This is a genomic window from Granulicella rosea (assembly GCF_900188085.1).
Lineage (GTDB): Bacteria > Acidobacteriota > Terriglobia > Terriglobales > Acidobacteriaceae > Edaphobacter > Edaphobacter rosea.
On the sequence record NZ_FZOU01000005.1, the window covers coordinates 311,069 to 335,169 of the forward strand.

Annotated in this window: 18 protein-coding genes; 7 read left to right on the plus strand and 11 right to left on the minus strand. The window is 65.1% G+C overall.

Translation table 11 applies throughout. The annotated features are described in order from the left end of the window. The first annotated feature begins 370 nt into the window (after positions 1 to 370). From treY to CHB87_RS15300, 4 genes are all read left to right on the plus strand, one after another. Positions 371 to 3,034 carry a malto-oligosyltrehalose synthase gene (gene treY, locus CHB87_RS15285; protein WP_089409294.1) on the plus strand — a complete coding sequence of 888 codons (2,664 nt, stop codon included), beginning with the start codon at positions 371 to 373 and terminating at the stop codon, positions 3,032 to 3,034. A gap of 272 nt (positions 3,035 to 3,306) precedes the next feature. After that, entirely contained in the window at positions 3,307 to 5,052 is a 1,746-nt protein-coding gene (gene treZ, locus CHB87_RS15290) for a malto-oligosyltrehalose trehalohydrolase (protein WP_089409295.1), read from the plus strand. A 278-nt stretch (positions 5,053 to 5,330) separates the two neighbouring features. Then, on the plus strand, positions 5,331 to 6,506 hold the full coding sequence (locus CHB87_RS15295; protein ID WP_245818024.1) for a hypothetical protein: 1,176 nt from the start codon (positions 5,331 to 5,333) through the stop codon (positions 6,504 to 6,506). A gap of 101 nt (positions 6,507 to 6,607) precedes the next feature. Next, complete coding sequence (locus CHB87_RS15300) at positions 6,608 to 9,532, plus strand: TonB-dependent receptor (RefSeq protein ID WP_089409296.1); 2,925 nt, start codon at positions 6,608 to 6,610, stop codon at positions 9,530 to 9,532. 202 nt (positions 9,533 to 9,734) lie between these two features. Here CHB87_RS15300 and CHB87_RS15305 read toward each other — a convergent pair whose 3' ends face one another. The 8 genes from CHB87_RS15305 to allB all read right to left on the minus strand — a co-directional run bounded on the left by CHB87_RS15305 (position 9,735) and on the right by allB (position 18,122). Beyond that, positions 9,735 to 11,201 (minus strand): NAD-dependent succinate-semialdehyde dehydrogenase, encoded by a 1,467-nt coding sequence (locus tag CHB87_RS15305; RefSeq protein WP_089409297.1) that lies wholly within the window; start codon positions 11,199 to 11,201, stop codon positions 9,735 to 9,737. 7 nt (positions 11,202 to 11,208) lie between these two features. Next, positions 11,209 to 12,468, minus strand: a complete 1,260-nt coding sequence (locus CHB87_RS15310; RefSeq protein WP_089409298.1) for a M20 family metallo-hydrolase — start codon at positions 12,466 to 12,468, stop codon at positions 11,209 to 11,211. 126 nt (positions 12,469 to 12,594) lie between these two features. Further along, entirely contained in the window at positions 12,595 to 13,341 is a 747-nt protein-coding gene (gene allE / locus CHB87_RS15315; RefSeq protein ID WP_245818025.1) for a (S)-ureidoglycine aminohydrolase, read from the minus strand. After that, complete coding sequence (locus tag CHB87_RS15320) at positions 13,334 to 14,581, minus strand: allantoate amidohydrolase (protein ID WP_217897060.1); 1,248 nt, start codon at positions 14,579 to 14,581, stop codon at positions 13,334 to 13,336. Before CHB87_RS15320 ends, allE begins: the two co-directional genes overlap by 8 nt. A gap of 191 nt (positions 14,582 to 14,772) precedes the next feature. Continuing rightward, a complete protein-coding gene (gene pucL, locus CHB87_RS15325) occupies positions 14,773 to 15,624 on the minus strand; it encodes a factor-independent urate hydroxylase (protein WP_089409301.1) in 852 nt (283 codons plus the stop codon). Between the two features lie 4 nt (positions 15,625 to 15,628). Next, the gene (uraH, locus tag CHB87_RS15330) at positions 15,629 to 15,967 is read right to left on the minus strand and encodes a hydroxyisourate hydrolase (protein ID WP_089409302.1); all 339 of its coding nucleotides are present in this window, start codon (positions 15,965 to 15,967) and stop codon (positions 15,629 to 15,631) included. A gap of 3 nt (positions 15,968 to 15,970) precedes the next feature. Beyond that, positions 15,971 to 16,492 (minus strand): 2-oxo-4-hydroxy-4-carboxy-5-ureidoimidazoline decarboxylase, encoded by a 522-nt coding sequence (gene uraD / locus CHB87_RS15335; RefSeq protein ID WP_089409303.1) that lies wholly within the window; start codon positions 16,490 to 16,492, stop codon positions 15,971 to 15,973. A gap of 253 nt (positions 16,493 to 16,745) precedes the next feature. After that, on the minus strand, positions 16,746 to 18,122 hold the full coding sequence (gene allB / locus CHB87_RS15345) for an allantoinase AllB (protein ID WP_089409305.1): 1,377 nt from the start codon (positions 18,120 to 18,122) through the stop codon (positions 16,746 to 16,748). A gap of 83 nt (positions 18,123 to 18,205) precedes the next feature. On the opposite strand from allB, the gene CHB87_RS15350 reads away from it, so the two are divergent. Next, on the plus strand, positions 18,206 to 18,658 hold the full coding sequence (locus CHB87_RS15350) for a nucleoside deaminase (RefSeq protein WP_281252352.1): 453 nt from the start codon (positions 18,206 to 18,208) through the stop codon (positions 18,656 to 18,658). A 6-nt stretch (positions 18,659 to 18,664) separates the two neighbouring features. After that, complete coding sequence (locus CHB87_RS15355; RefSeq protein ID WP_089409307.1) at positions 18,665 to 20,005, plus strand: homoserine dehydrogenase; 1,341 nt, start codon at positions 18,665 to 18,667, stop codon at positions 20,003 to 20,005. Between the two features lie 113 nt (positions 20,006 to 20,118). On the opposite strand, the gene moeB is transcribed toward CHB87_RS15355, so the two are convergent. From moeB to CHB87_RS15370, 3 genes are all read right to left on the minus strand, one after another. After that, positions 20,119 to 21,618, minus strand: a complete 1,500-nt coding sequence (gene moeB / locus CHB87_RS15360; RefSeq protein WP_089409308.1) for a molybdopterin-synthase adenylyltransferase MoeB — start codon at positions 21,616 to 21,618, stop codon at positions 20,119 to 20,121. 363 nt (positions 21,619 to 21,981) lie between these two features. Next, the gene (locus tag CHB87_RS15365; protein WP_089409309.1) at positions 21,982 to 22,443 is read right to left on the minus strand and encodes a M67 family metallopeptidase; all 462 of its coding nucleotides are present in this window, start codon (positions 22,441 to 22,443) and stop codon (positions 21,982 to 21,984) included. A gap of 6 nt (positions 22,444 to 22,449) precedes the next feature. Then, entirely contained in the window at positions 22,450 to 23,391 is a 942-nt protein-coding gene (locus CHB87_RS15370) for a PLP-dependent cysteine synthase family protein (RefSeq protein ID WP_089409310.1), read from the minus strand. A 78-nt stretch (positions 23,392 to 23,469) separates the two neighbouring features. On the opposite strand from CHB87_RS15370, the gene CHB87_RS15375 reads away from it, so the two are divergent. After that, positions 23,470 to 23,910, plus strand: coding sequence for a hypothetical protein (locus CHB87_RS15375; protein WP_089409311.1), 441 nt, complete (start codon positions 23,470 to 23,472; stop codon positions 23,908 to 23,910). The last annotated feature ends 191 nt before the right edge of the window (positions 23,911 to 24,101 follow it).

Sequence of the window (24,101 nt, forward strand, 5' to 3'; positions counted from 1 at the left end):
GCCACCCAGACAAGACGCGGGTCCTTCGCTGCGCTCAGGATGACAGGCAACAGTAGTAGCGCTGCCCAGCCGGCCTTCATTTCACCAATCAAGCCTGTCATCCTGAGCGGACAAGCCTGTCATCCTGAGCGGAGCCGAAGGACCTGCTTCTCCTTTCCGTCGGCAAAGATTTCCGTACGCACTCGGAGGAAATTCTTCGGCCGAAATCTGCATCTCACGTGTACGGGGATATGTATCCGCGCTCGCGAACCTGTGCGAGACGACGTGCCGAGACATGGCGCAAGACCGTGTCCGGGATCTGTACGGAACTTCTTTTTAGCAGCCTGGCAGCGCTTTCAGGCTCGATTCCGAACGAAGGGCGCCGATTCCGATGACGAACCACGTTTCCACCAAGACGCCGAGGTCTACCTATAGACTGCAGCTCCACAAGGACTTCACCTTCGACGACGCCGCGCGCATCGCGGACTACCTGCGGGAGCTTGGCGTCTCGCACGTCTACTGTTCGCCCTACCTGCAGGCCGCGCCTGGCAGCACGCACGGCTACGACGTCGTCGACCACCGCAAGGTCAACGAAGAGCTGGGCGGCAAGCCCGCTCATGAGCGTTTCTGCCAGCGGCTGGCGCAACTGAAGCTCGGGCAGGTGCTCGACATCGTGCCCAACCACATGTCGCTGGGCGAGCAGAACCAGTACTGGTGGGACGTGCTCGAAAACGGCGCCTCCAGCCGCTACGCCTCGTTCTTCGACATCGACTGGCAGCCCCAGGAAGAGCGGCTGCGCGACAAGGTGCTGGTGCCCGTGCTCGCCGACCAGTACGGCCGCGTGCTCGAACAGGGCGGCATCAAGGTCGTTCGTTCCGGCTCGCGCTTCCAGGTGGAGGCCGCCGGTCAGTCGCTGCCGGTCTCGCCCACGTCGCTGCCGACGTTTCTGACCAGGGCGACCGACTATGCGAAGTCCGACACGCTCAGCTTCCTCTCGGCCTCGTTCGGACGCCTGCCCGCGGCCGAGGGCGCGGACCACCGCACGGCGCTCGCGCGGCATCGCGACAAGAACGTCCTCTACGATCTGCTGAAGCGGCTCTGCGCGGAGGAGCCCGCCGTCTGCGAGTGCATCGACCGCGCGCTGGCCGAGATGAACAAAAACGTCATGGCGCTCGACGACTTTCTGAACCAGCAGAACTTCCGTCTTGCGTACTGGAAGGCGGCGGACCAGCAGCTCGGCTATCGCCGGTTCTTCGACGTGAACACGCTGGTCGGCCTGCGCATGGAGCGCGAGCACGTCTTCGAGGAGACCCACGCGCTCATACTCGACTGGCTCAAGCAGGGCATCCTCGACGGCGTACGCATCGACCACCCCGACGGCCTGCGGGATCCGCTCGAATACTTCCAGCGCCTGCGCAAACACGCGCCCGACGCATGGATCATCGGCGAAAAGATACTCGAACCGGACGAGTTCCTGCGCGACTCCTGGCCCATCGAAGGCACCAGTGGATATGACTTCCTGAACGTCGCCCTGAACCTGCTGGTCAAACCCGATGGACTCGCCGCGTTGACCCAGGTCTACGCGACCTTTACCGGCCAGCCCACCGTCTTCCCGCCCATCGCGCACGACAAAAAGATCGCCGTCGCGCAGGAGGCGCTGGGGTCCGACGTCAACCGCCTCACCTCGCTCTTCGTGCAGATCTGCGAGACCAACATCAACCAGCGCGACTACACCCGCGCGGAGATTCGCCGCGCCATCCGCGAGCTCGCCGCCTGCTTCACCATCTATCGCACCTATGTCGTGCCCTCGCGGCAGGAGATCACCACCGAGGACGTGAAGTATCTCGAAGAGGCGCGCGACTGCGCCAAGGCGCATCGGCAGGATATCGATGGCGGCCTCTTCGACTTCCTCGCGGACGTGATCGCCCTGCGCTCGACCGGAAGGCTGGAGGCGGAGTTCGTCCTGCGCTTCCAGCAGTTCACCAGCCCGGTCATGGCCAAAGGTGTCGAGGACACGGCTTTCTACTGCTTCAACCGCCTCTCCGCGATGTCCGAGGTCGGCGGCGACCCCGGCTCGGACGGCACGACCGTCGACGCCTTCCACGCCTACCAGGGGAGGATGCAGCAGACGCGCCCCGCCACCATGACGACGCTCTCCACCCACGACACCAAGCGCAGCGACGACGTGCGTGCAAGGCTTGCCGTGCTCAGCGAGATCCCCGCGGAGTTCGAGGCCGCCATTCAAAGCTGGTCGGGCCTGAACGACGAGTTCCGCACCGGCCCGATGCCCGACTTGAATACCGAGTACTTCTTCTACCAGACGCTGATCGGCGCATGGCCGCTGCCGGTGGATCGTGCGAAGGCCTACATGCTGAAGGCGATGCGCGAGGCCAAGCTGCAGACCTCGTGGGTGGCGAACAACAAGGACTTCGAGGACGCGATGAACCGCTTCATCGAAGGCTCGCTCGCTCATCCGCCGTTCCTCGCGGAGCTGGAGACGTTCGTCAACCGCATCCTGCATGCGGGCCGCGTGAACTCGCTCGCGCAGACGCTGGTGAAGTACACGGCGCCGGGCGTGCCCGATCTCTACCAGGGCTCGGAGCTGTGGGACCTGAGCCTGGTCGACCCGGACAACCGCCGCCCGGTGGACTACGACCTGCGCTGCCGGCTGCTCGCGGAGATGAAGAACATGTCCGCCGCACAGGTGCTCGAACGCATGGACGAAGGTCTGCCGAAGCTCTGGACGATCCACCATGTGCTCTGCCTGCGCCGACAGCATCCGGAGCGGTTTGGGGCCGACGCCGCTTATGTGCCTGTAGCTGTTACAGGTTCAAAGGCGGATCACGCGGTGGCCTATCTGCGCGGGGATGCGGTGCTGACCGTCGTACCGCGCTGGTCGGTAGCCCTTGGAGGCGCCTGGGAGGACACCAGGTTGACGATCCCGGCAGGCGAGTGGAAGAACGCGCTTACGGGCGCTCGCATCGCGGGCGGACCGATGCGGGTCGAAGAGTTGCTGCACCAGTTCCCGGTGGCGCTGCTGGTGCGCGAAGGCTAGATGGTTTTGCATGGTGCGCGTAGGTACATCGTGAGGTATTGGTCGCTCTTGCTTCTAGGTAGGCCAAGGCTTCAGCCTTGGCATCGGGGAGTAGCAACGAAGGGGCTTTAGCCCCTGGGGTATGCTCTCCTGTCATGCGGCTTTGCTCAGGGTGGAAGCCGAAAAGCAGATCCTCTTCGAGGATGACAAACAAGAGAAGCAAAAACAACGACAGAAGCAGATTCCCTTCGGGAATGACAACAAGAGAGCAGACTTACCGAGGAGAGATCCACATGCATGAGTTTTCCATCTGGGCGCCGAGCGTCGACAAGATCCAGCTGCGCATCGGCGAGACGACGCACCCCATGACCGGCCCGGACTCCAAAGGCTATTGGCGAGCCACGATCGAAGATGCGCGCGCCGGTACGGAGTACGCCTACCTCGTCGACGACGACCCTCACCCGTATCCCGACCCACGCAGCCTGCGCCAGTTGCAGGGCGTGCATGGGCCGTCCTGCGTCTACGACCGCAAGGCCTTCGGCTGGACCGACGATACCTGGCAGGGCCCGCCGCTCACCGGCGCCGTCATCTACGAGATGCACATCGGCACCTTCACCGTCGACGGCACCTTCGACGCAGCGATCGAAAAGCTCGGCTACCTGCGTAAGCTCGGCGTCACGCACCTGGAGATCATGCCCGTCGCGGCCTTCGCGGGCGACCGCGGCTGGGGCTATGACGGCGTCGCGCTCTTCGCCGTGCAGGAGTGCTACGGCGGTCCCGACGGCCTGAAGCGCTTCGTCAACGCCTGCCACATCCACGGCCTCGCCGTCATCCTCGACGTGGTCTATAACCACTTCGGCCCGGTCGGCAATTACACCGGCAAGTACGGACCCTACATCACCGACAAGCACCACACCCCGTGGGGCGACGCGATGAACTTCGAGGACAAGGGCTCGGACGAGGTGCGCCGCTTCTTCTGCGACAACGCGCTGATGTGGCTGCGCGACTTCCACGTCGACGGCCTGCGGCTGGACGCCGTCCACGAGTTCATGGACCGGTCGGCGGTAAATTTCATGGAGCAGATGTCCGCCGAGGTCGACGTCATGTCCGCCACCGTCGGACGCCGCCTGGTCCTCATCGCCGAAAGCGACCTGAACGACCCCAAGGTCGTGCGCCCGCGCGAGGCCGGCGGCTACGGCATGGACGCGCAGTGGAGCGACGACTTCCACCACTCGCTCTTCACCCTGCTGCACGTCGAAGAGGGCGGCAAGGGCTACTACGACGACTTCGGCGCCTTCGAGTGTCTCGCCAAGTCGCTCAAGAACATGTTCGTCTACGACGGCATGTTTTCGATCTACCGCGACCGCACGCATGGCCGTCCGATCGATGGACTCTCCGCGCACCACTTCATCGGCTTCATCCAGAACCACGACCAGGTCGGCAATCGCGCCACCGGCGACCGTCTGGAGCAGATCGTCGGCCTGGACCGCGCGATGGTCGCGGCGGGCGTCGTCATGACCGCGCCGTTCATCCCCATGATCTTCATGGGCGAGGAGTATGCGGCGTCCACGCCCTTCCTCTACTTCGCCGACCACGACGACCCGGAGATGGCGAAGCTCGTCTCCGCCGGCCGCAAGAAGGAGTTCGCCGCCTTCGGCTGGGACGACAACCAGATCCCCGACCCCGAGGCGCCCAGCACCTTTACGAACTCGCGCCTGAAGTGGGAGGAGGTCTGCGAGGGCGCGCACGCCGCGATGCTCGACTGGTACACGAAGCTGATCCACGCGCGCCGCGCCTCCAACAGCCTGAACGACGGCGACACCGGGCACGTAAAGGTAACCTTCGACGAGGACAAGCGCTGGCTGGTGATGGACCGCGGCCTCACCCGCTCCATCTGCAACCTGGGCGACGCAGCGGAGTTCGACAATCCCGCTGGGTTGCGCCTTCTGCTCGCGTCGAAGGAGGGCGTGGAGCTTGAGGGCGACAAGGTGCATGTGCCAGCCAACGCCTTTGTGCTTCTCTCCGGCGAGTCGGACTAGTCGGACTGTTTGTCCTGAGTCGTTTAGAAAATCGTTTCCCCGCAAAGGCCGTGCCCGGGTTCTTCATCAAGAACTCAGGTACGGCCTTTTACTATGGCAGCTATTGAAATTGGCGCCGGGGATGAGAAACTTTTGCGACACTGGAGCGTATCTCTAAAGAGCGGATCTCCGGCGTTGTCCTTTTGGAATGACCAGCTTGGTCGCAGGATTGGGAATGGGCAGGCCATGTCGCCGCCTCGATGCCCGCCGCTATTTGAATGTGGACAAGGATGTTGAACATGTTGAGCAGCTTCAAACTCGGTCTTCGCGCGGTTACGCTGCGCGCCAGCTTCGCGGTCGGTGTGTTGTCGCTTGGCGGCGCAGTGGTCGCGGCGCCTGTCTTTGCGCAGACGCCCGCCGCTCCCGCGGCCTCGGTCTCTCAGCGCGGCACGGTCAAGGCGATCTCCGGCGCCACCCTCACCCTGACGCCGGACAAGGGCGACGATGTCGTCGTCGCCGTGGCTCCGGGCGCGCGCGTTCTGCAGATCGCCGCCGGCAGCACTGATCTCAAGTCGGCTAAGGTCATCACGCTCGACGGCATCGCCGTGGGCGACCGCGTGCTCGTCACCGGCAAGCCCGGCGATACGGCCGGGTTCACCGCCTCGCGCGTCATCCTGATGAAGTCCGACGACATCGCGCAGAAGCGTGCGGCCGAGGCCGCCGACTGGCAGAAGCGCGGCTCCGGCGGCATCGTCACCGCTGTGAACGGCCCCGTCCTGACCGTATCGGCCGGCACGAAGAAGACGCAGGTCCAGACTACGCCCACGACGATCTTCCGCCGCTATGCGGGCGGCTCGGTCAAGTTTGAGGACGCACAACCCAGCAGCCTCGCCCAGATCCACACCGGCGACCAGATGCGCGTGCGCGGCGCGGCGTCGGACGACGGCTCCACGATCACCGCCGAGGAGATCGTCACCGGCTCCTTCCGCAACCTCTCGGGTATCCTGAGCGCGGTCGACCCCACCGCCGGCAGCGTGACCCTGAAGGACATCGCGACCAAGAAGACGGTTGTCGTGATGGTCACGGCGAACTCCCAGTTGAAGGCTCTGCCCGCGGGCGGCGGTATGCGCGCCGGCGCTGGTGGTCCGGGAGCAGGCGCCGCGATGACCCCCGGCGCGGGCGCACCCCGCGCGGCGGGTGCTGGCGGACCGGGCGCGGGTGGACCGGGCGGTGGCGGCGGACGCGGCGGCGATCTCTCGCAGCGCGTCGCCCGGCTTCCGGCGGTTCCGCTCACCGATTTCAAAACCGGTCAGGCGGTCATGATCGTCGCCTCGCAGACCGACGACTCGCTGACCGCGATCACCCTGCTTTCGGGCGTCGAAAACCTGCTTGCCGCGACACCTTCTGGCGAGGCCCCGATGACGCTTTCCCCGTGGACCACCGGCGCCCCCGAGGGCGGCGGCGGAGCTCAATAACAAGTTTTGCCAGATTCCCTCGACTCGCACAGGGTCCGTCCCGGCAAACCCGGCCGGACCCCACCGAAGCTCTGCCCATACGAACCCGTTTCAGGAGCACTATGTCTTTTCGATTGTCTTTGAAGCACGCTCTGGTCCTCTCCACCCTTAGCCTTACGCCGGCGCTTGCCCAGGTCGCGACGGCGCCGGCGGCGCCAACTGCCGCCACCGGCAGCGCCACCGTGAAGGGACAGGTCGCCGACCCCGACAACGCCGTCATCCCCGGCGCGACCGTCACCTTGACGCCTGCCTCGGGCAAGGCCTACACCGTGCCTTCGGGCAGCGACGGCAGCTACACGCTGAACGGTATTCCGGCCGGAACCTACAGCCTGACCGTCACGATGAACGGCTTCGCCACCTACGTCCGGCAGGGCATCAAGATCGCCGCCGGCCAGGCGTTGAAGATCGACGCGAAGCTCGCGATTCAGGATCAGCAGCAGGTCGTGCAAGTCACCGCTGACGGGCCGACCGTCTCGGTCGATCAGGATTCGAACGCCAGCGCCACGGTCATCACGGGCAAGGATCTTGACGCGCTTTCGGATGACCCGGACGAGCTTTCGAGCGAGTTGACCGCGCTGGCCGGACCCGCCGCCGGACCGAACGGCGGCCAGATCTACATCGATGGCTTCACCGGCGGCCAGCTTCCGCCGAAGTCGTCCATCCGCGAGATTCGTGTCAATCAGAACCCGTTCTCGGCCCAGTACGACAAGCCCGGCTTCGGTCGCGTCGAGGTCTTCACCAAGCCCGGCACGGATAAGCTGCACGGCTCCGCGCAGATCAACGGGAACGACAACTCCTTCAACTCGGGCTCCGCGCCGGTGCCGGTGGGCAGCACCACGCCGGCGGCGCCGCCGTACCACACGATCTTCACGCAGGGCAGCCTGACCGGACCCCTCAGCAAGACCTCGTCCTACACACTGGCCGGCTCGTACCGGTCCATTCAGGACAACGAGATCATCAGCGCGACGATTCTGGAGCTGCCGGGCGGCTCGACCTACTGCCAGCCAGGCGTCGTGGGATGCGTCAGCACACCGTTCACGGCCGCCAACCCGCTGCCGCAGCTTCGCTACGACTTCACGCCCCGCCTGGACTTCGCGCTGGGCGACAAGAACACCCTCACCGTTCGCTTCCAGGGATACGAGAACAACCACACCAACAGCGGCGTCGGCGCCACGACCCTGCCCGAAGCCGGTTACAACACCAAGAGCTCCGAGTACGAGCTGCAGGTCAGCGACACCCAGATCTACAGCGCGCGCGTCATCAACGAGACCCGCCTGGAGCTGGCCCGCAACGTCGACTCGCAGTACGCGCAGAACAGCACGCCCACCCTGCAGGTGCAGGGTTCATTCACCGCTGGCGGCGCCGCGACCGGCTCCGGCATCACGCGTCAGGCGCGGCTTGAGGTGCAGAACTACACCTCGATCAACCTGGCGCACAACTTCATCCGGTTCGGCGGACGTCTGCGCGCGGATCGCGAATCCGTGACCACCACCGCCGGCGCCAACAGCTCGTTCACCTACTCCAGCCTGGCGAACTACCAGAACAACACGCCCACCCAGTACAGCATTACGGATAACGTCCACGGCACGGAGACGACGCTGGCCGACCTCGGTCTCTACGCCGAGACCGACTGGAAGCCGCGCCCGAACCTGACCGTAAGCTACGGCTTCCGCTACGAGACGCAGAACAACCTGGGCGATCATCACGACTTCGCACCGCGCACCTCCTTCGCCTACGGTATCGGCAAGAACTCGAAGACCGTGCTGCGTGGCGGTTACGGCTTCTTCTACGACCGCTACCAGATCGGCAACGTCATCACGACGATCCAGAACAACGGAGTCAACCAGCTCCAGACGCTGATCCAGAACCCCGCCGCCGGCTGCGCGCCGGGCGCGACCAACCTCTGCACGGGAACCGCCGGCGCGAGCAAGCTCATCACCTACGTGCCGAACTCGAGCCTGCGGACGCCGTATCTGCAGCAGGCGCAGGTCGGCGTCGATCGCCAGCTCTTCAAGGGCGCGACGGTCTCGGTCAACTACATCAACTCGCGCGGAACGCACGAGTTCCTGACCCAGCAGGTTGGAACGTCCGGCACCAACCAGATCACCACCCGCGCGGTCGCCTACCAGTACCAGTCCGAAGGCGTCTTCCGCCAGAACCAGCTCATCACCAACCTGAACTTCCGCACGTCACGGTTTTCGATCTTCGGCTACTACGTGCTGAACTTCGCCAAGGCGGATACGGGCGGCATCACCTCCTTCCCGACGCAGCCCGGCAACATCGGCGCCGACTACGGCCGCGCAGTCTTCGACGTCCGCAACCGCATCTTCGTCGGCGGCAACGTGACCCTGCCTTACCGCATCTCGCTCAGCCCCTTCATCGTCGGGCAGTCGGGCACGCCCTTCAACGTCACCACCTCGACCGACGTGAACGGCGACTCGGTCTTCAACGACCGGCCCGTCTTCGCCGCGGCAAACACCATTCCGCTGGGCACGGCTGGCTATAACACCATCGCAGGCTGCGGGAGCTTCGCCACTCCCGTCGCAGGCTCGACGGCCGCTCGCATTCCGATCAACTATTGCACCGGCCCCGCGCTCTTCACCTTCAACATCCGCGCGGCCAAGACCATCGGCTTCGGTCCAGACCGCGCTCCTGCCCCCGGCGGCGGTGGTGGCGGCGACAACGGTGGCGGCGGACGGCGTGGCGGTGGCGGTCCCGGTGGCCCAGGCGGCCCCGGTGGTCCCGGTGGCGGCGGACGTGGCGGCGGCGGTCCGATGGGCGGCGGCGGTGGCGTCAACACCGGCAAGCGCTACAACCTGACCTTCGCTGCGCAGGTTCAGAACCTGTTCAACAACAACGACCCCTCGGTCCCCAACGCGACGCTTGGCTCCGCGCAGTTCGGCCAGTCGACGCAGCTCGCGGGCAACCCCTACACCAGCAACTCGGCGGAACGCCGCATCACCCTGCAGGCCAGCTTCAACTTCTGACCTCACGCAGCAAACGGAAACGCCTCCGAGCGAGCCTCGGAGGCGTTTTCTGTTTGACCGATGCGGACCCGCCAAAACCTCTCGTCATTCTGAACGCAGTGAAGAACCCCTGTATTCCGTCTTTGCATCTTCTGGTGTCCAGAAGAAATGCAAAAGCCAATACAGGGGTCCTTCGCTCCGCTCAGGATGACGAACGCCGGTGTCAGCTCACTTCCGCTTCCCGCTCTGTTCCGCTTGATTCGCCGCCGTCGCCGACCGCCTCTTCCAGAACCGCCTCGAATGGAATGACGGTCTGCCGCACCGGCTCGGAGATGACGACCGTCTTCGCGTTCAGGAACTCGCGCATGCCGGCCGCGCTCAACTCGCGTCCATATCCGGACTTCTTGATGCCGCCGAAGGGCAGTCGCGGATCGCTCGCGACCATCGCGTTCACGAAGACCGCGCCGCACTGCAGCTCGGCGATCAGCTTCGTCTGCTCCGCCGGAACGCTCGTCCACACCGAAGCCGCCAGACCGAACGGCGTATCGTTCGCGATCTCGATGGCCTCTTCGAGCGTGTGCGCGCGGAAGAGCAGCGCCACCGGTCCGAAGATCTCGTCGCGATAGACCGACGCCGTGCGCGGCAGGCCGGTCAGCACCGTGGGCTCGAAGAAGTTGCCCTCGCCCAGCATGCGCTCGCCGCCGCAGAGAATCCGCGCTCCGGCCAGCGTCGCACCCTGCACCTGCTTCTCCAACTCGTCGACCAGACGCTTCGTCGCCAGCGGTCCGATGTCGGTGTCTTCCTTCATCGGGTCGCCGACGCGCATGGCCTCCATGCCCGCGACGAAGCGCGTCTCGAACTCTTCGTAGATCTCGTCCGCCACGATGAATCGCTTGGCCGCGATGCAGGATTGGCCGTTGTTCACGCAGCGCGCCTTCACGGCCGTCTCAATCGCGAGGTCGAGGTCCGCCGACGGCATCACGATGAATGGATCCGATCCGCCCAGCTCCAGCACGGACTTCTTCACCAGCCAGCCAGCCTGTGCCGCGACCGCGCGGCCCGCCGTCTCGGAGCCCGTGACGGTGACCGCCGCGACGCGCTCGTCCGCCAGAACTACCTCCACCTGGCGCGATTCGATCAGCATCGTCTGGAAGGTGCCGCGCGGAAAGCCCGCCCGGCGAATCAGCGATTCGAGCGTCAGCGCGCACTGCGGCACGTTGGACGCATGCTTCAGCAGCGCGACGTTGCCCGCCATCAACGCCGGAGCGGCGAAGCGGAAGACCTGCCAGAAGGGGAAGTTCCACGGCATCACCGCCAGCACCACGCCCAGCGGATCCCACCGGACGTAACTGTTGCCGGTCTCGGTCTCGATCGGCTCGTCCTCGAGGATGCGCGCCGCGTTCGCCGCGTAGTACCGGCAGACGGAGGCGCACTTCAGCACCTCCTGCCGCGCCGCGTGGATGGGCTTGCCCATCTCGGTCGTCAGCAGCGTCGCCAGCTCGTCGACCTCGTCCTCCAGAATTCCGGCCAGCTTGCGCATCCAAAGCGCGCGATGCTCCAGCGGAATCTCCTGATATTGGCGAAAGGCTTCGAAGGCTGTGCCGATTTTCAGGCGCGCGGCCTCGTCGGTCAATGGCTCGAAGGTCCGTAGTACCGTACCGCTTGCGGGATTGATGGACTGGATAGGCATGGGGTAACTAGTCTGATCCTACTTTAGCAAGGACCTCGGCTAACAACAGAGTTCCGCGCGCGATATCCTCCGCTGTGGAGAACTCGTCCGGCCGGTGGCTCACACCGCCACGGCAGGGGATAAAGATCATCGAAACCGGCGCCACCGACGCCATGAACAGCGTGTCGTGATACGCGCGGCTGACCATCTTTCTGTACAGCATACCCTCTCGCAGGCAGATCGCTTCGAGCGCATCGACGATCGCGGCGGAGGATGTCGCAGGAGCGTCCGCATTCACCAGCGACTCCGAGATCGCGACGCCGCGCTTCGTCTGAATCTCCATGATATCGGCGCGCACGGCAGCCATGATCGCATCGCGCCGCGCCGGGTCGGTATCGCGGATGTCGAGCATCAGCGCCACGCGGCTGGGCACGCTGTTCACCGCGCCGGGATAGACGTCGCAGGTTCCGACCGTAGCGACCGAGTCGATGGTCCCGATGGTCAGCGCGTGGCGCTCGATCGAAAGGATCAGCTCGGAGGCGGCGCAGAGCGCATCCCGGCGATCGGGCATCAGCAGCGCTCCCGCATGACCGCCAAGCCCTTGAATCTGAAAGCGATAGCTCGCCGGTGCGGCGATGCTCGTCACGATGCCGATCTGCTCGCCTGCCCGTTCGAGCAGCGGACCCTGCTCGATGTGCAGCTCGACAAACGCCGAGTAGTGGCCGGGAGCGAGCTTCACATCCGCCAGATCGCCGGCGAATCCAGCCGCGGTGCGGACCTCGGCCAGCGTGCGGTCGTCGGCGTCCTTCAGCGCGTCGGCTTTCTCGGGCGACAGCGTGCCGGACATCAGCCGGCTCCCCAGGCAACCGATGCCGAAGCGCGTCGGCTCCTCGGAGGTGAAAAGAATCGTCTCGATGGCCCGCTTCGGCCGGATGCCGGCCTGCTTGAGCGCGCGCATCGCTTCGAGGCCGCCGATCACCCCGACCGTGCCGTCGTACATGCCGGCGTGGGGAATGGCGTCGGCGTGCGAGCCGGTCGCGACGGCGGGCAGGCTCGGGTCCGTGCCTTCCATGCGGAAGAAGGTATTGCCGACGGGATCGACCCGCACGGTAAAGCCCTCGGCCTCCGCGATGCCGCGCAGCCAGGCGCGCGCTTCGAGGTCGTCCGGCGTGAAGACGACGCGGGTGACGGCCGTGCCGTCGGGCGAGGGCTCGACGTGGGTGAAGCTGGACAGCTTCGTCAGCTCGGCGAAAAGGCGGTTTTGGTCGATCTGAATCTTCTGGCTCACAGCCGCTCCTGAGTCTCTCCAACCGCCGAAGACTTCGGCCTTGTTAAGGGCACGGCTTCAGCCGTGCCGATATCGCTTGATCGTCGTGCGGCTTCAGCCGCTGAGGTACGCTTGGCTCTTGACTGCTCAACTCAGCGGATGCCGGTTCCAATCCTTATAAATGAGGTACTTGGCGGGAGTCTTGCCGAGCGCGCCGAACCACTGCGGGCAGTACGGGGCCATCCAGATGAAGTCGCCTGCCGTGACCGGGTACCACTGGTCGCCCAGCCGGTAGATGCCGCCGCCTTCGAGCATCAGCAGGCCATGCTCCATGACGTGGATCTCGACCATGCTGAGCGCCGCGCCGGGGTTGTAGGTCATGGTGTTGACCGCGAAGTCGAAGGCCGGGGTGGCGGGCAGCAGCGTGCCGACCTGCAGGTCCGGGTCGCCGCCCAGCGGGGTGGTCGCAATCTTCGCCTCGCTGCCAACGCAGAGCGCGGGCGCGTCGACCCCGGCCAGCGGCGTGTAGGGCTTTTCGATCACCACGACCGATGAGGCCTCGGAGGCGATGACGCTGTGCGCCTGACCGGCGGGGATGTAGGCGTAGCCGCCGGGCTTGAGCGCGGCCTTTTCGGTCCAGGTGGACAGGACGACCTCGCCCTTCGTCACATACAGAAAGCGCTGGACCGTTGTGGGGCCGAGCGCGCCGCCGGGTTCGAGCTCCGCTGTGTACTGCGTGAAGCCCGCGCCCGCCACCGGCGCGGTGTGGACGATGGCCACGCCGCCGGTCATGCCCGGCAGCGGCGCGCGCACGAAGGTGTCCGGCGTCTGCAGCAGGTGATCGCGGCGATTGGCGCTGCGGGTCAGTCCTAAAGAATGCATGGGGTTATGCATGTGCCTCCCGTCCGGCCTGTGCGGAGCCGGAGAGAACATCATCGCGCAAACGGCGCAGGAACTCCATCGCGGTCGTCAGCGCGGCCTCGACGTCGTCGATCAGGACGGCCTCGCCGGGGTGATGGCTCAGGCCGCCGGGGCTGCGCAGAAAGAGCATGATGGCCGGAACGCGCCGCGCCAGAATCACCGCGTCGTGACCCGCGCCGCTGGTGAGGGGCGTGCCGTCATAGCCGCTGGCCTTTGCTGCCGCCTCCATCAGGGCAAGCAGATGCGGCGCCATCGGCACCGCGGTCTGGTCGATGGAGGTGCTGGTGGAGAGCGTGACGCCGCGTGCATCCGCGGCGGACTGCGCGGCGGCGACGGCCTTCGCGACGGCGGCATGGCGGATGTCGTCGTCGGCGTGGCGGATGTCGAGCGTCGCCAGCACCTCGCTGGCGATGACGTTGCCGAGACCGGGCTTCGGCTCCGCGCTGCCGACCGTCGCGACGAGGCCGGGCGTGGCCTGCCCGAGCTTTTCGACCGCGACGATCCACTCCGCGGCGGCGGCCAGCGCGTCGTGCCGCAGATGCATCGGCGTGGTGCCCGCGTGGTTGGCCTGCCCGGTGAAGCGCAGGCTCATGCGCGTCTGGCCGACGATGGCGTGGACGGCGGCGATGGGCCGGTCCTCGCTCTCAAGCACAGGGCCCTGCTCGATGTGAATTTCGAGGTAGGCGAAGCTCTCGGGCGCGAGCCGCGCTGCGGCATACTCGGCCGGGTCCAGCCCGAAGTGCGCGATGGCCTGCTCCATCGTCGTGCCGTGAGCGTCCGGCAGAGCGAGATCCTCCGGGGTGAGTTCGCCGACCACGGCCAGACTGCCGAGAAATGGCTTGCGAAAGCGGACGCCCTCTTCCTCGGAGAACGCGAGCAGCTCGATCGCATAGGGAAGCGGCGTATCGGCGAGATCCTCGATCAGCTCCAGCGCCAGGACCACGCCGAGGATGCCGTCGAAGGCGCCGGCGTTGACGACCGTGTCGATGTGCGAGCCGATGAGCAGCCTGGGCGCCTGTGGCGAAAGCCCGGCCCGCAAACCGCGCAGGTTGCCCACGGCGTCCACCTGAGTCGACAGGCCGGCCTCGCGCATCCAGCCGAGCACCAGCGCATGGGCGTCGCGCGTGGCGGGCGAGAGGTAGGTGCGCGTGGTCTCGCCCGCCACGTCGGTGATGCTGGCAAGCTCGCGGCAACGGGCGATCACCCGTTCCACGCGCTCTAGTGACTGCAATAAAACGTGCGGCAAATCTGACCTCGTCGTTGCTCTTGCTTTTCTTATTGTTGCCGTTCTTGTTTGTCGTTCCCGAAGGGAATCTGCTTTTGTCTTTCTGCAGCGGCGGGGCTGCGAAAGACGGTCTTCGAGAGCTTAAAGATGTAAGTTCACAGCTTTAAGCTCTCAAAGCGTTACTTCCGCCGAATGCGCGCCTCGATGTATCCGTGCGGCTCGTCCGTGGGCACGAAGATCTCGTTCGGATTGTCCTGTCCGAAGCGCGACAGATCGATCAGCAGGCAGTGCTTGTTGGGCATTGCAATCTCGATCTCGGAGATGGCGGGGACGGCGTTGATGGCGTCCTCGGCCATCTGGTAGAGCGTCTGCTGGACCGACAGGCTCACGTGATTGGCGAAGGTCTTCAGCAGCGTCTCGCGAGTGGTCGCGCGCACGGCGTCGAAGTCGATGTTGGTGTCCGAGTACACCCACTCGGCCTGGACGACCGTGCCGAAGACGCGATCCTGCGTATCGGGCAGCGTCGTCAGCGAATCGCGCAGGAAGCCCGCGAAGGCGGAGTTGGCGGTCTTCAGCAGGTTCAATCCGGATAGTCCTGAAGTTACATGCAGCACGCCGTCGCGCCCGCGTTCGACGTGCGTGGTCTGCACCTCGGCGCTGCCGCGCATGAAGGTGTCGGGATGATCCTTGCCATCGACTCTAAGCCTCTTCCACAGGTGCGCCTCGATGTTCACGTTCGCCGACGAGACCTGCGGGTTGCGGCTGAGGATGAAGTCCACCAGCTCGGTCGCATAGACCTCTGGCGTCGACGCCTTCGAGGTGCGGGCGACCGAGTAGACCGTGTTCTTCATCGTGTCGGTCGCGAGCACCTTGCTGTTGTCGCCGAGCGTATGGACGGTCTCGAAGTCGCCCTTCAGCAGCACCTGCACGGTCCACTCGAAGACCTCGTTGCCATGCGGGTGGCGGGTGACCTTCATCAGGCGGACGCGGTGTTTTCCGTAGCGATTTGCAACAAGTTCGACATTCGACATGGGTTCAGCTTCCTCGGTAGGTGGTGTAGCCGTTGGGGGTCAGGAGCAGGGGAATGTGGTAGTGCTGGCCTGGGTCTTCAATGTTAAAGACAATGTCCACATAAGGATAGAGTCCAGGCGTGCCCTGCGCCAGATAGTAGGGTTTGGTCTCGAAGCGCAGGCGGTAGATGCCGGCCTCGAACGCGATGGCCGGCGGCAAAATCGTCTTGCAGCGGCCGTCGGCGTCGGTGCGGCCGTCGTTCAGGTGCTGCCAGCGTCCCTCGTTCAGGTAATGCAGGGAGATGGCGACACCCTCGGCCGGGCGGCCGCTTGCGGTGTTCAGAATGTGGGTCGAAAGTCCCATCGGTTATGGTTCTCCCAGCCAGCGCCGAAGGCGTAGCTGCGTGATCTGGCGTTGTTGTTCGGCGGCCTCGAGCAGCTCGGCCTCGGGTGTGCTGTTGAGCCGCTGGTGCAGGCTGGCGAGGATCTCTGCGGCGGACTTGCCGGTGGCGCAGATGAGGAAGATGCGTCCGAACTTCGCCTCGTAGGCGGCGTTGCCCTCGGCGAGCGCGGCGGCGCTGTCTTTCTTGCTGTCGGCGGCCATGGCCTTGGACTGCTCCTGGCTCGACCACTTCAGCGAGCTGTCGGTTGCGGCCTTGGCCTTGCGCTCGCCGATGCGGGGGTGGCTGTCGAAGGCCTGCTGCCAGTCGTCGGCGGTCAGGGAGCTCCAGATGGCATCGGAGAGGGCTAGCAGGGAGGCTTCGTCGGCGACGGGGCGCTTTGCGGCGAGTCCGTCAGCCCAGGCGGTCGAGCCGTTGCAGGGGAGAACGGCTTCGGCGGCCGCTTGGGCGGGGAGTTCGTTCCAGCGATCTAGTCTGTCATTCGTCATCGGCGGTATCTTCGGTCTCAGAACTCGGGTTTGTCGCCAGAAAGGCGGCGTAAATCTTGGCTTGGGGGTGAAGCTTCGATTCGAGGCAGACCGTGTGGCAGTAGAACTCCTGTTCGTGTTGCAGATGCTTCGCCTGTCCAAGACACGTCGCATAAGTAAGGGTTGCGACGTCGGGCGGGTCAGGATCGATAGGAAGACCGCAGAAGCAGCAAGCGTATCCCTTATGTTGAGAGGTGTCGTTCATCGGTGTTGGCTAGGATAGCGTAAGTTCACGCCCCGGTGTGGTGACGGCGAACACACCTTTTTCGAAGACCGCCTCACCGCGGATGTAGGTGGCCTCGACGACCCCCTTCAGCCGTTCACCCAGATATGGCGAAATCTTGTGTCGGAAGTGAAGTCCTGCCTCCTCCACGGTGAACTCGGCCTCCGGGGAGAAGACGACGAAGTTGGCGTCCCGTCCGGGCTTGAGCATGCCTGCACGGTCGTTCATGCCGGCCAGTGCGGCGGGTGCTGGTCCCATCCAGCGGACGACGTGTTCCAGCGTCAGCCCGCGCGCCAGCGCGTCCGTATAGATGACCGGCAGCGCGACCGACAGGCTCGCAATCCCGCCCCACGCCAGGTCGAAGCGGCCGTTGCCGGCGCGTTTCATCTCCGGCGGGCAGGGCGAGTGGTCCGTCGCGATCAGGTCGATGATGCCGTCGCGCAGCCCCTGCCACAGGCCGTCGCGGTTCGCGCGGCTGCGGATCGGCGGGGCACACTTATACTGGGTGGCCTCGTCGGGGATGTCTTCTGCGGCGAAATGTAGATAGTGCGGGCAGGTCTCAACTGTGATGGGCAGGCCTTCGGCCTTGGCGGCGGCCAGCTCCGGTAGGGCCAGCGCGGTCGCCAGATGCACGATATGCAGGCGGACGCCGTACTGGCGGCAGAGCCGGATCATCAGGCGGATCGCGACGAGCTCCGCCTCGTCCGGACGCGACTGCAGGTAAGTGTCGTAGACGCTCCAGTCCGCGCCGGACTCGTTCAACCGGGCGCAGGCCGCGTCGATCGGCCCGGCGAGTTCGGCATGCACCAGCAGCGGCAGGCCGGATTCTGCGATGTGCGGCAGCGCGGCTTCGAGCTGTTCGAGGTCGATCATGGTGAAGCCGTCGCATCCGGGATAGATCAGAAAGCACTTATACCCCGGAACGCCGGCGGCGGCGAGCGGCAGCAGGTCGTTCTGGTTGTCCGCGACGGCCCCGCCCCAGGCGGCCCAGTCGACGAGCGTCTTTCCCTTCGCGGCCTCGCGTTTTTCGTCGAGCGCCGCGACGGTGGTGGTCTCGGGCAGGCAGTTCAGCGGCATGTCGACCAGCAGTGTGTAGCCCCCGGCGGCGGCGGCGCGCGTGGCGGTCGCGAAGCCCTCCCACTCGGTGCGTCCGGGCTCGTTGATGTGGACGTGCGTGTCCACGAGTCCGGGCAGGATGGCTGCGTCGCCGCAGTCGACGCGCGCGACGTCCGCCGGCAGCTCGGCCAGCGGGCAGATGGCGGCGATCTTTCCGGAATCGACCAGCAGGGCGCCGGCCACAATGCCGCCGGGCGTAACGATGCGCGAGGACAGGTATGCGACGGGGTTGGAGCCTGATCCGTATGCCATAATCTTCATTATCCCGTGACTCTCGCCGCGGGCAAGTGTGTAACGTCAAGATTGTGAGTGAAATGCAGGGTAACCCAGAGTTTATGCAACAGGCGATCGACCTCGCCACGGAAAACGTCCTCTCCGGACGCGGCGGCCCGTTTGGCGCCGTCGTCGTAAAAGACGGCAAGGTCGTCGCGACGGGGATCAACCTCGTGACCGCGACCAACGACCCCACGGCCCACGCCGAGGTCACCGCCATCCGCAACGCCTGCAAGGCGCTCGGCTCCTTCCAGCTCACTGGCTGCACCATCTATTCGAGCTGCGAGCCCTGTCCCATGTGCCTGACCGCCATCCACTGGGCGCGCTGCGAGGCGATCTTCTTCGGGGCTACCGCAAAGGATGCCGCGGACGCCGGGTTCGACGACTCCTTCTTCTACGAGCAGGTTCGCCTGCCACTCGAAGAGCGCGCCCTGCCGACCGAAAACATGATGCGCGAAGAGGGCATCGTCAGCTTCAAGACCTGGTGCGAGTTCACCGAAAAGATCGAATACTGAGCCCACATGACCACACGCAAGGTTGCCAGCAAGACGTCCGTGAAGCCCCCCGCCAAAGCCCCAGCGAAGAAAACCGCTCCCACGCCAAAGGCCACGACCAGGATTGCGCTCATCGGCTTCGGCACGGTCGGCAGCTCGGTGGCGAAGCTGCTGGCCGAGCTGAAACTGCCGGGCCTCGAGCTGACGCATATCTTCAACCGCGATGTCGCGCGCAAGCGTGCGTTGCCGACGGCGAAGTTCGTGCCGAAGTCGGTCGTCTGGACCGATGACGTGAACGTGCTGCTGGCGTCCGACGCGGACGTGATCGTTGAGCTGGTCGGCGGCCTGACCCCGGCCGAGAGCTGGATCAAGAAGGCGCTCGCGGCGGGCAAGTCCGTCGTGACGGCGAACAAGCAGTTGATCGCCTATCGCGGTCCGGGCCTGATGAAGCTGGCCGCGGCGAACGGCGTTTACCTGCTGCATGGCGCGGCGGTGGCGGGCGGCGTGCCGGTCATTCCGGGCATTCTGCAAGGTCTTGGCGGCGACCAGGTGACGCGGCTCAGCGGCATCGTCAACGGCACGTGCAATTACATACTCAGCCGCATGGAGACGGGCGCGGACTACCTCACGGTGCTCGCCGACGCGCAGCAGTTGGGCTATGCCGAGGCCGATCCCTCGGCCGATGTCGACGGCTACGACGCGCGCGCGAAGCTCTGCATCCTGGCCCGCATCGCGATGCACGCGGAGCTGAATCCCGACGACGTGCCGACGCAGTCCATCTCGGTCATCGACGCGGTCGACTTCGCCTATGCCAAGGAGCTGAACTGCACCATCCGGCAGATCTCGAGCGCGCAGGCCGACGGCACGACCGTCCATGCGCGCGTTGCGCCGATGCTGGTGCCGCTCAGCTCGCCGATCGCTTGGTCGCACGGCACGCAGAATATGGTGGTTTCAAGCGGACGCTTCGGCGGCGATGTGGTCTTCTCCGGCCACGGCGCGGGCGGCGAGCCGACGGCGGTCGCGGTGGTCTCGGACCTGCTGGCGGTCTCGCAGAAGTGCGCAACGGTGCAGTTGCCAATTCGCAAGCGCACCGTCACCGGCGACTTCCTTGCGCCGCACTACCTGCGCTTTATCGTCGACGACAAGCCGGGCATCGTCTCGGCCATCTCCGGCGCGCTGTCGAAGGTTGGCGCGAACATCGACTCGATCCTGCAGCGTCCGGGGTATCCGAAGCACAGGCTGGCGTTCGTCGTGACGACCGAGCCTTGCCTGACCTCGACCATCGAGCAGGCGGTGTCGTCGATCGCAAAGATGGACTGCATGCTGGAGCGGCCTCTCTGCCTGCAGATGCTGGAGCGGAACGACTAGCGTACGAAAAAACTTAATACCGATCTGCACCGACAAAACCGATCAAGAACAAATCACATCGATTTGTTCTTGATCGGTTTTGTCGGTGCGGATCGGCGTCAGGCCGTCGTCGTTTAGTACTTCGGCAGCGTCTTGTCGATCTTGTCCGCCCAGGCCAGGATGCCGCCCGAGAGGTTCTTGACGTTGGTGAAGCCAGCGTTTTTGAGGGCCACGGCTGCCTTCTGCGAGCGTGCGCCGGACTTGCAGTGGATGATGATCTCCTGATTCTTGTCGCCAAGCTCAACCGAGCGCAGCGCAACCTCACCGAGCGGGATCAGCGGCGCGCCCATGTTGACGATCTGGTACTCGTGCGGCTCGCGGACGTCGAGGATGAACGGCTTGTCACCGGCGTCCTGCCGCGCCTTGAGCTCTTCGACCGAGATCTGCGGAATGCCGTCGACCACCGCCTCCGAGCCCACAGCCTTATGCGTGGAGACCTCGAGCGGACCGGCCTCGGTCGGCTTCTCGATGCCGCAGAACTGGTCGTAGTCGATCAGCGCGGTGACGGTCGGGTGCGTGCCGCAGACCGGGCAGTCGGGGTTCTTGCGCAGCTTCAGCGTGCGGAAGCTCATGCCGAGCGCGTCGACCAGCAGAAGGCGGCCGACGAGCGTGTCGCCGATGCCGAGAATCAGCTTGATGACCTCGGTCGCCTGAATGACGCCGACCAGACCCGGCAGAATGCCGAGCACGCCGCCTTCGGCGCAGGAGGGCACGAGGCCCGGCGGTGGCGGCTCCGGGTAGAGGCAGCGGTAGCACGGGCCTTCCTCGGTCGCGAAGACCGACGCCTGACCCTCGAAGCGGAAGATGCTGCCGTAGGCGTTGGGCTTGTTGCCCAGCAGGACGCAGGCGTCGTTGACCAGGTAGCGGGTCTGGAAGTTGTCCGTGCCGTCCGCGATGACGTCGTAGTCCTTCATGATCTCGAGCGCGTTGGCGCTGGTGAGCATGGTGTTGTGCTTGACGACATTCAGGGTCGGGTTCAGACCCTTCAACATGATCTCGGCAGAATCGACCTTCAGCTTGCCGACGGTCGCGGTCGAGTGGATAATCTGGCGCTGCAGGTTGCTCTCGTCGACGGTGTCGAAGTCGACGAGGCCGATGGTGCCGATGCCGGCTGCCGCGAGGTAGAGCGCGAGCGGCGCGCCCAGTCCGCCGGTGCCCACGCAGAGCACCTTCGCGGCCTTCAGCTTGCGCTGGCCCTCCATGCCCACCTCGGGCAGGATGAGGTGGCGCGAGTAGCGGCTGATCTCGTCGTTGGTCAGCGTCGGCAGCTCGGCGACGGCTGGCTCTTCGACTGCCGTGGGGGTTCCGCCGGCGATGGACGGGATGATGGTCAGCTCGTCGGCGTCGGTTGCGGGCGTGGCTTCCTTCTCCGGCAGGTAGCGGATGTCGTCGTCGTTGAGGTAGACGTTGACGAAGGAGCGGAGCTTGCCGTCGGCGGAGAAGAGATTGCCGCGCAGATCGGGGTAGCTGGTGACGAGCTGCTCCAGCGCTGCGCCGACGGTTGCGCCGGATGCCTCCACGGTCTCTTTCTGGCCAGTGTAGGCGCGTAGCGGAGTAGGGATGTGAATCTTCATGCGTGTCCTCGTGTCGAAACGTACGTCTTCGAAGGGTTCAGATGTGTGGGGATGAGAAAAGTATCGGATTTCCGCGCAGCCGAGGGCAGGCTAGAGCGCGGAGACGCGGAACGGTCCGGCGCAGAGGGCCCGACATCGTCCGCAAAACTCGTGATGGAGAGAGGTGCTCGTCATCTTCTTATAGTCTACCGCGTTCTGCGTCGGTTCTCTTTGGACTTGCCCAAACCATCTGTCATCCTGAGCGGAGCGCAGCGAAGTCGAAGGACCTGCGTGTTCTCCGGGGCGGCGGCGGAGCTACAGGAAAACGCAGGTCCTTCGCTTCGCTCAGGATGACAAGCGTTTGTGGTTAAGCAAGATTGATAGCTAGCTGACGGCCTCGGCGATCTCGATCTCGATCGCCTCATCCGCGAAGCTCTTGTCCTCTTCGCTTGTGCCGAGCAGCAGGAACGAGTTGGTCACCTCGGCCTTGCCCTGCGCGACGCGGGTGATGACGTAGCTGCAACCCAGCCAGTGCGCCTCGGCGATGTCGGTCGAAGACCACATCGCGGGGTGGTCCGGGTGCGAGTGGTAGAAGCCGACGATGTCCAGGCCCAGACCGCGCGCCTGCCGCTGAATCTTGATCAGCTCGCCCGGAGCGATGTTGTACCGGTTGTGCGCGGAGTCTGTACGCGTGTTGCCGGCGCGGACGATCTGGTGGACGACATTCACCGGGCCGTCTTGGCCCGGCTCGTTCTTGCCGAGCAGCACGCCGCAGCACTCGTGCGGGTAGGTCTCTTCGCCGTGGATGCGGAGGGCTTCGTAGTGGGGGAATTGGATGCGCAGCATATTTTCTCAGCCTTCCTGCCAGAAACGTTCGGACATATATTTCTCCGCGGAGTCGCAGAGGATGGTGACGATCACGGCCTCGCGTCCGGCCGCAGCCTCGCGCTCGGCGATGTCGAGGCAGGTGCAGACCGCCGCCGCCGCCGAGACGCCGACGAGGATGCCGGACCTCCGGCCCAGCCGCAGCGCCATCGCATAGGCGCGTTCGGTCTCCATCGGGATGTTCTGATCGGCGATCGTCGCGTCGTAGATCTTGGGCACGATGGCGGTCGCCATGTGCTTCAGGCCTTCGAGACCGTTGAAGGGCGAGTCCGGCTGCATGGAGATGCACTGAATGGCCGGGTTCAACTCTTTCAGCTTGCGGGTCGTGCCGACGAAGGTGCCGCTGGTGCCGAGGCCGGCGACGAAGTGCGTGACGCGGCCCTGCGTCTGCTCCCAGATCTCCGGGGCGGTCGTGCGGTAGTGGGCGAGCCAGTTGTTTTCGTTGCTGTACTGGTCGGCGTAGAAGTAGCGGTCCGGTTCGGCGGCGACCAACTCCCGCGCCTTGCGGATGGCTCCGTCCGAGCCGTCGGCCGGGTTGGTCCAGACGAGCTTCGCGCCATAGGCAGAGACGTAGCGCTTGCGCTCGGGCGAGACGTTCGACGGCATACAGAGGGTGACTTCGAAGCCGAGGGCCGCGCCCAGCATGGCGTACGCGATGCCGGTGTTGCCGGAGGTCGCGTCGATCAGGCCTTTCGTGGGGCCGATCAGGCCTTTGCGCTGGGCATCGAGCACGATCGAGGAGGCGGCGCGATCCTTCACCGATCCGCCGGGGTTGGCCCACTCGGCCTTGCCGAGAATCTGAATGCCGGGCAGGTGCGCGGTAATCTCGTCCAGGCGAACGAGCGGGGTATTGCCGATGCGGTCCAGTATCGAAGTGCCAAGAATCGTGCTGCCGAGGGTCGTCGTCATGCGGTATTCGATGCTTTCCTGTGCGGCTCGATTGAGCTTGAGCGGCGGATGTGCGAAAGTTGAGTTGAGTTCAATCTTATGGCAAAAAAGATGCAGCAGCGTAGCTTCAACGACGTTCTTTCCCTGCTCGGCACGCAACGATTCGATGTCGCGCCGGCGCAAGAGGGTGCAAAGCGCACTCCGGGGGCCTTTCAGGTTCGCAAATACGGCTGCGCGGCGGAGATCGCCGAGGGTCCCGGCGGCGTGGTGACGCTGATCGCCAAGCCGGGCTGGGTGCTGGGCGGCGAGATCAGCCGTCTGGTCGACCGCGGATACCAGAAGTTCCTGCGCGGTTCGAAGATCGAGATCCCCGCAACCGCCGACATCCTGCGCGCCATCCACGACTTCACCCAGGAGCTGACTGAGGCCTCGGGTGGGATCAACCTTTACAATGAGTCACTTGGCACGACCAGCGACCGGTACGAGTACGACCGGGTGAAGGGGCGTCCGGACCAGCCGCGCAAGGAATTTGGACACTAGAAAAGCGGGGAATAGGGCTTAGGGGATAGGGTTCAGAAAGCTGCTCCTCAAACCCTCGTCATCCTGAACGCAGTGAAGGATCCCTGTATTTTGTTCGTCCCGGCGATGATCCGTGCTGGTGCGAACGAAATACAGGGGTCCTTCGCGTTGCTCAGGATGACGGGCTGTTATGGGGTGCAAGAAGCTCTCTG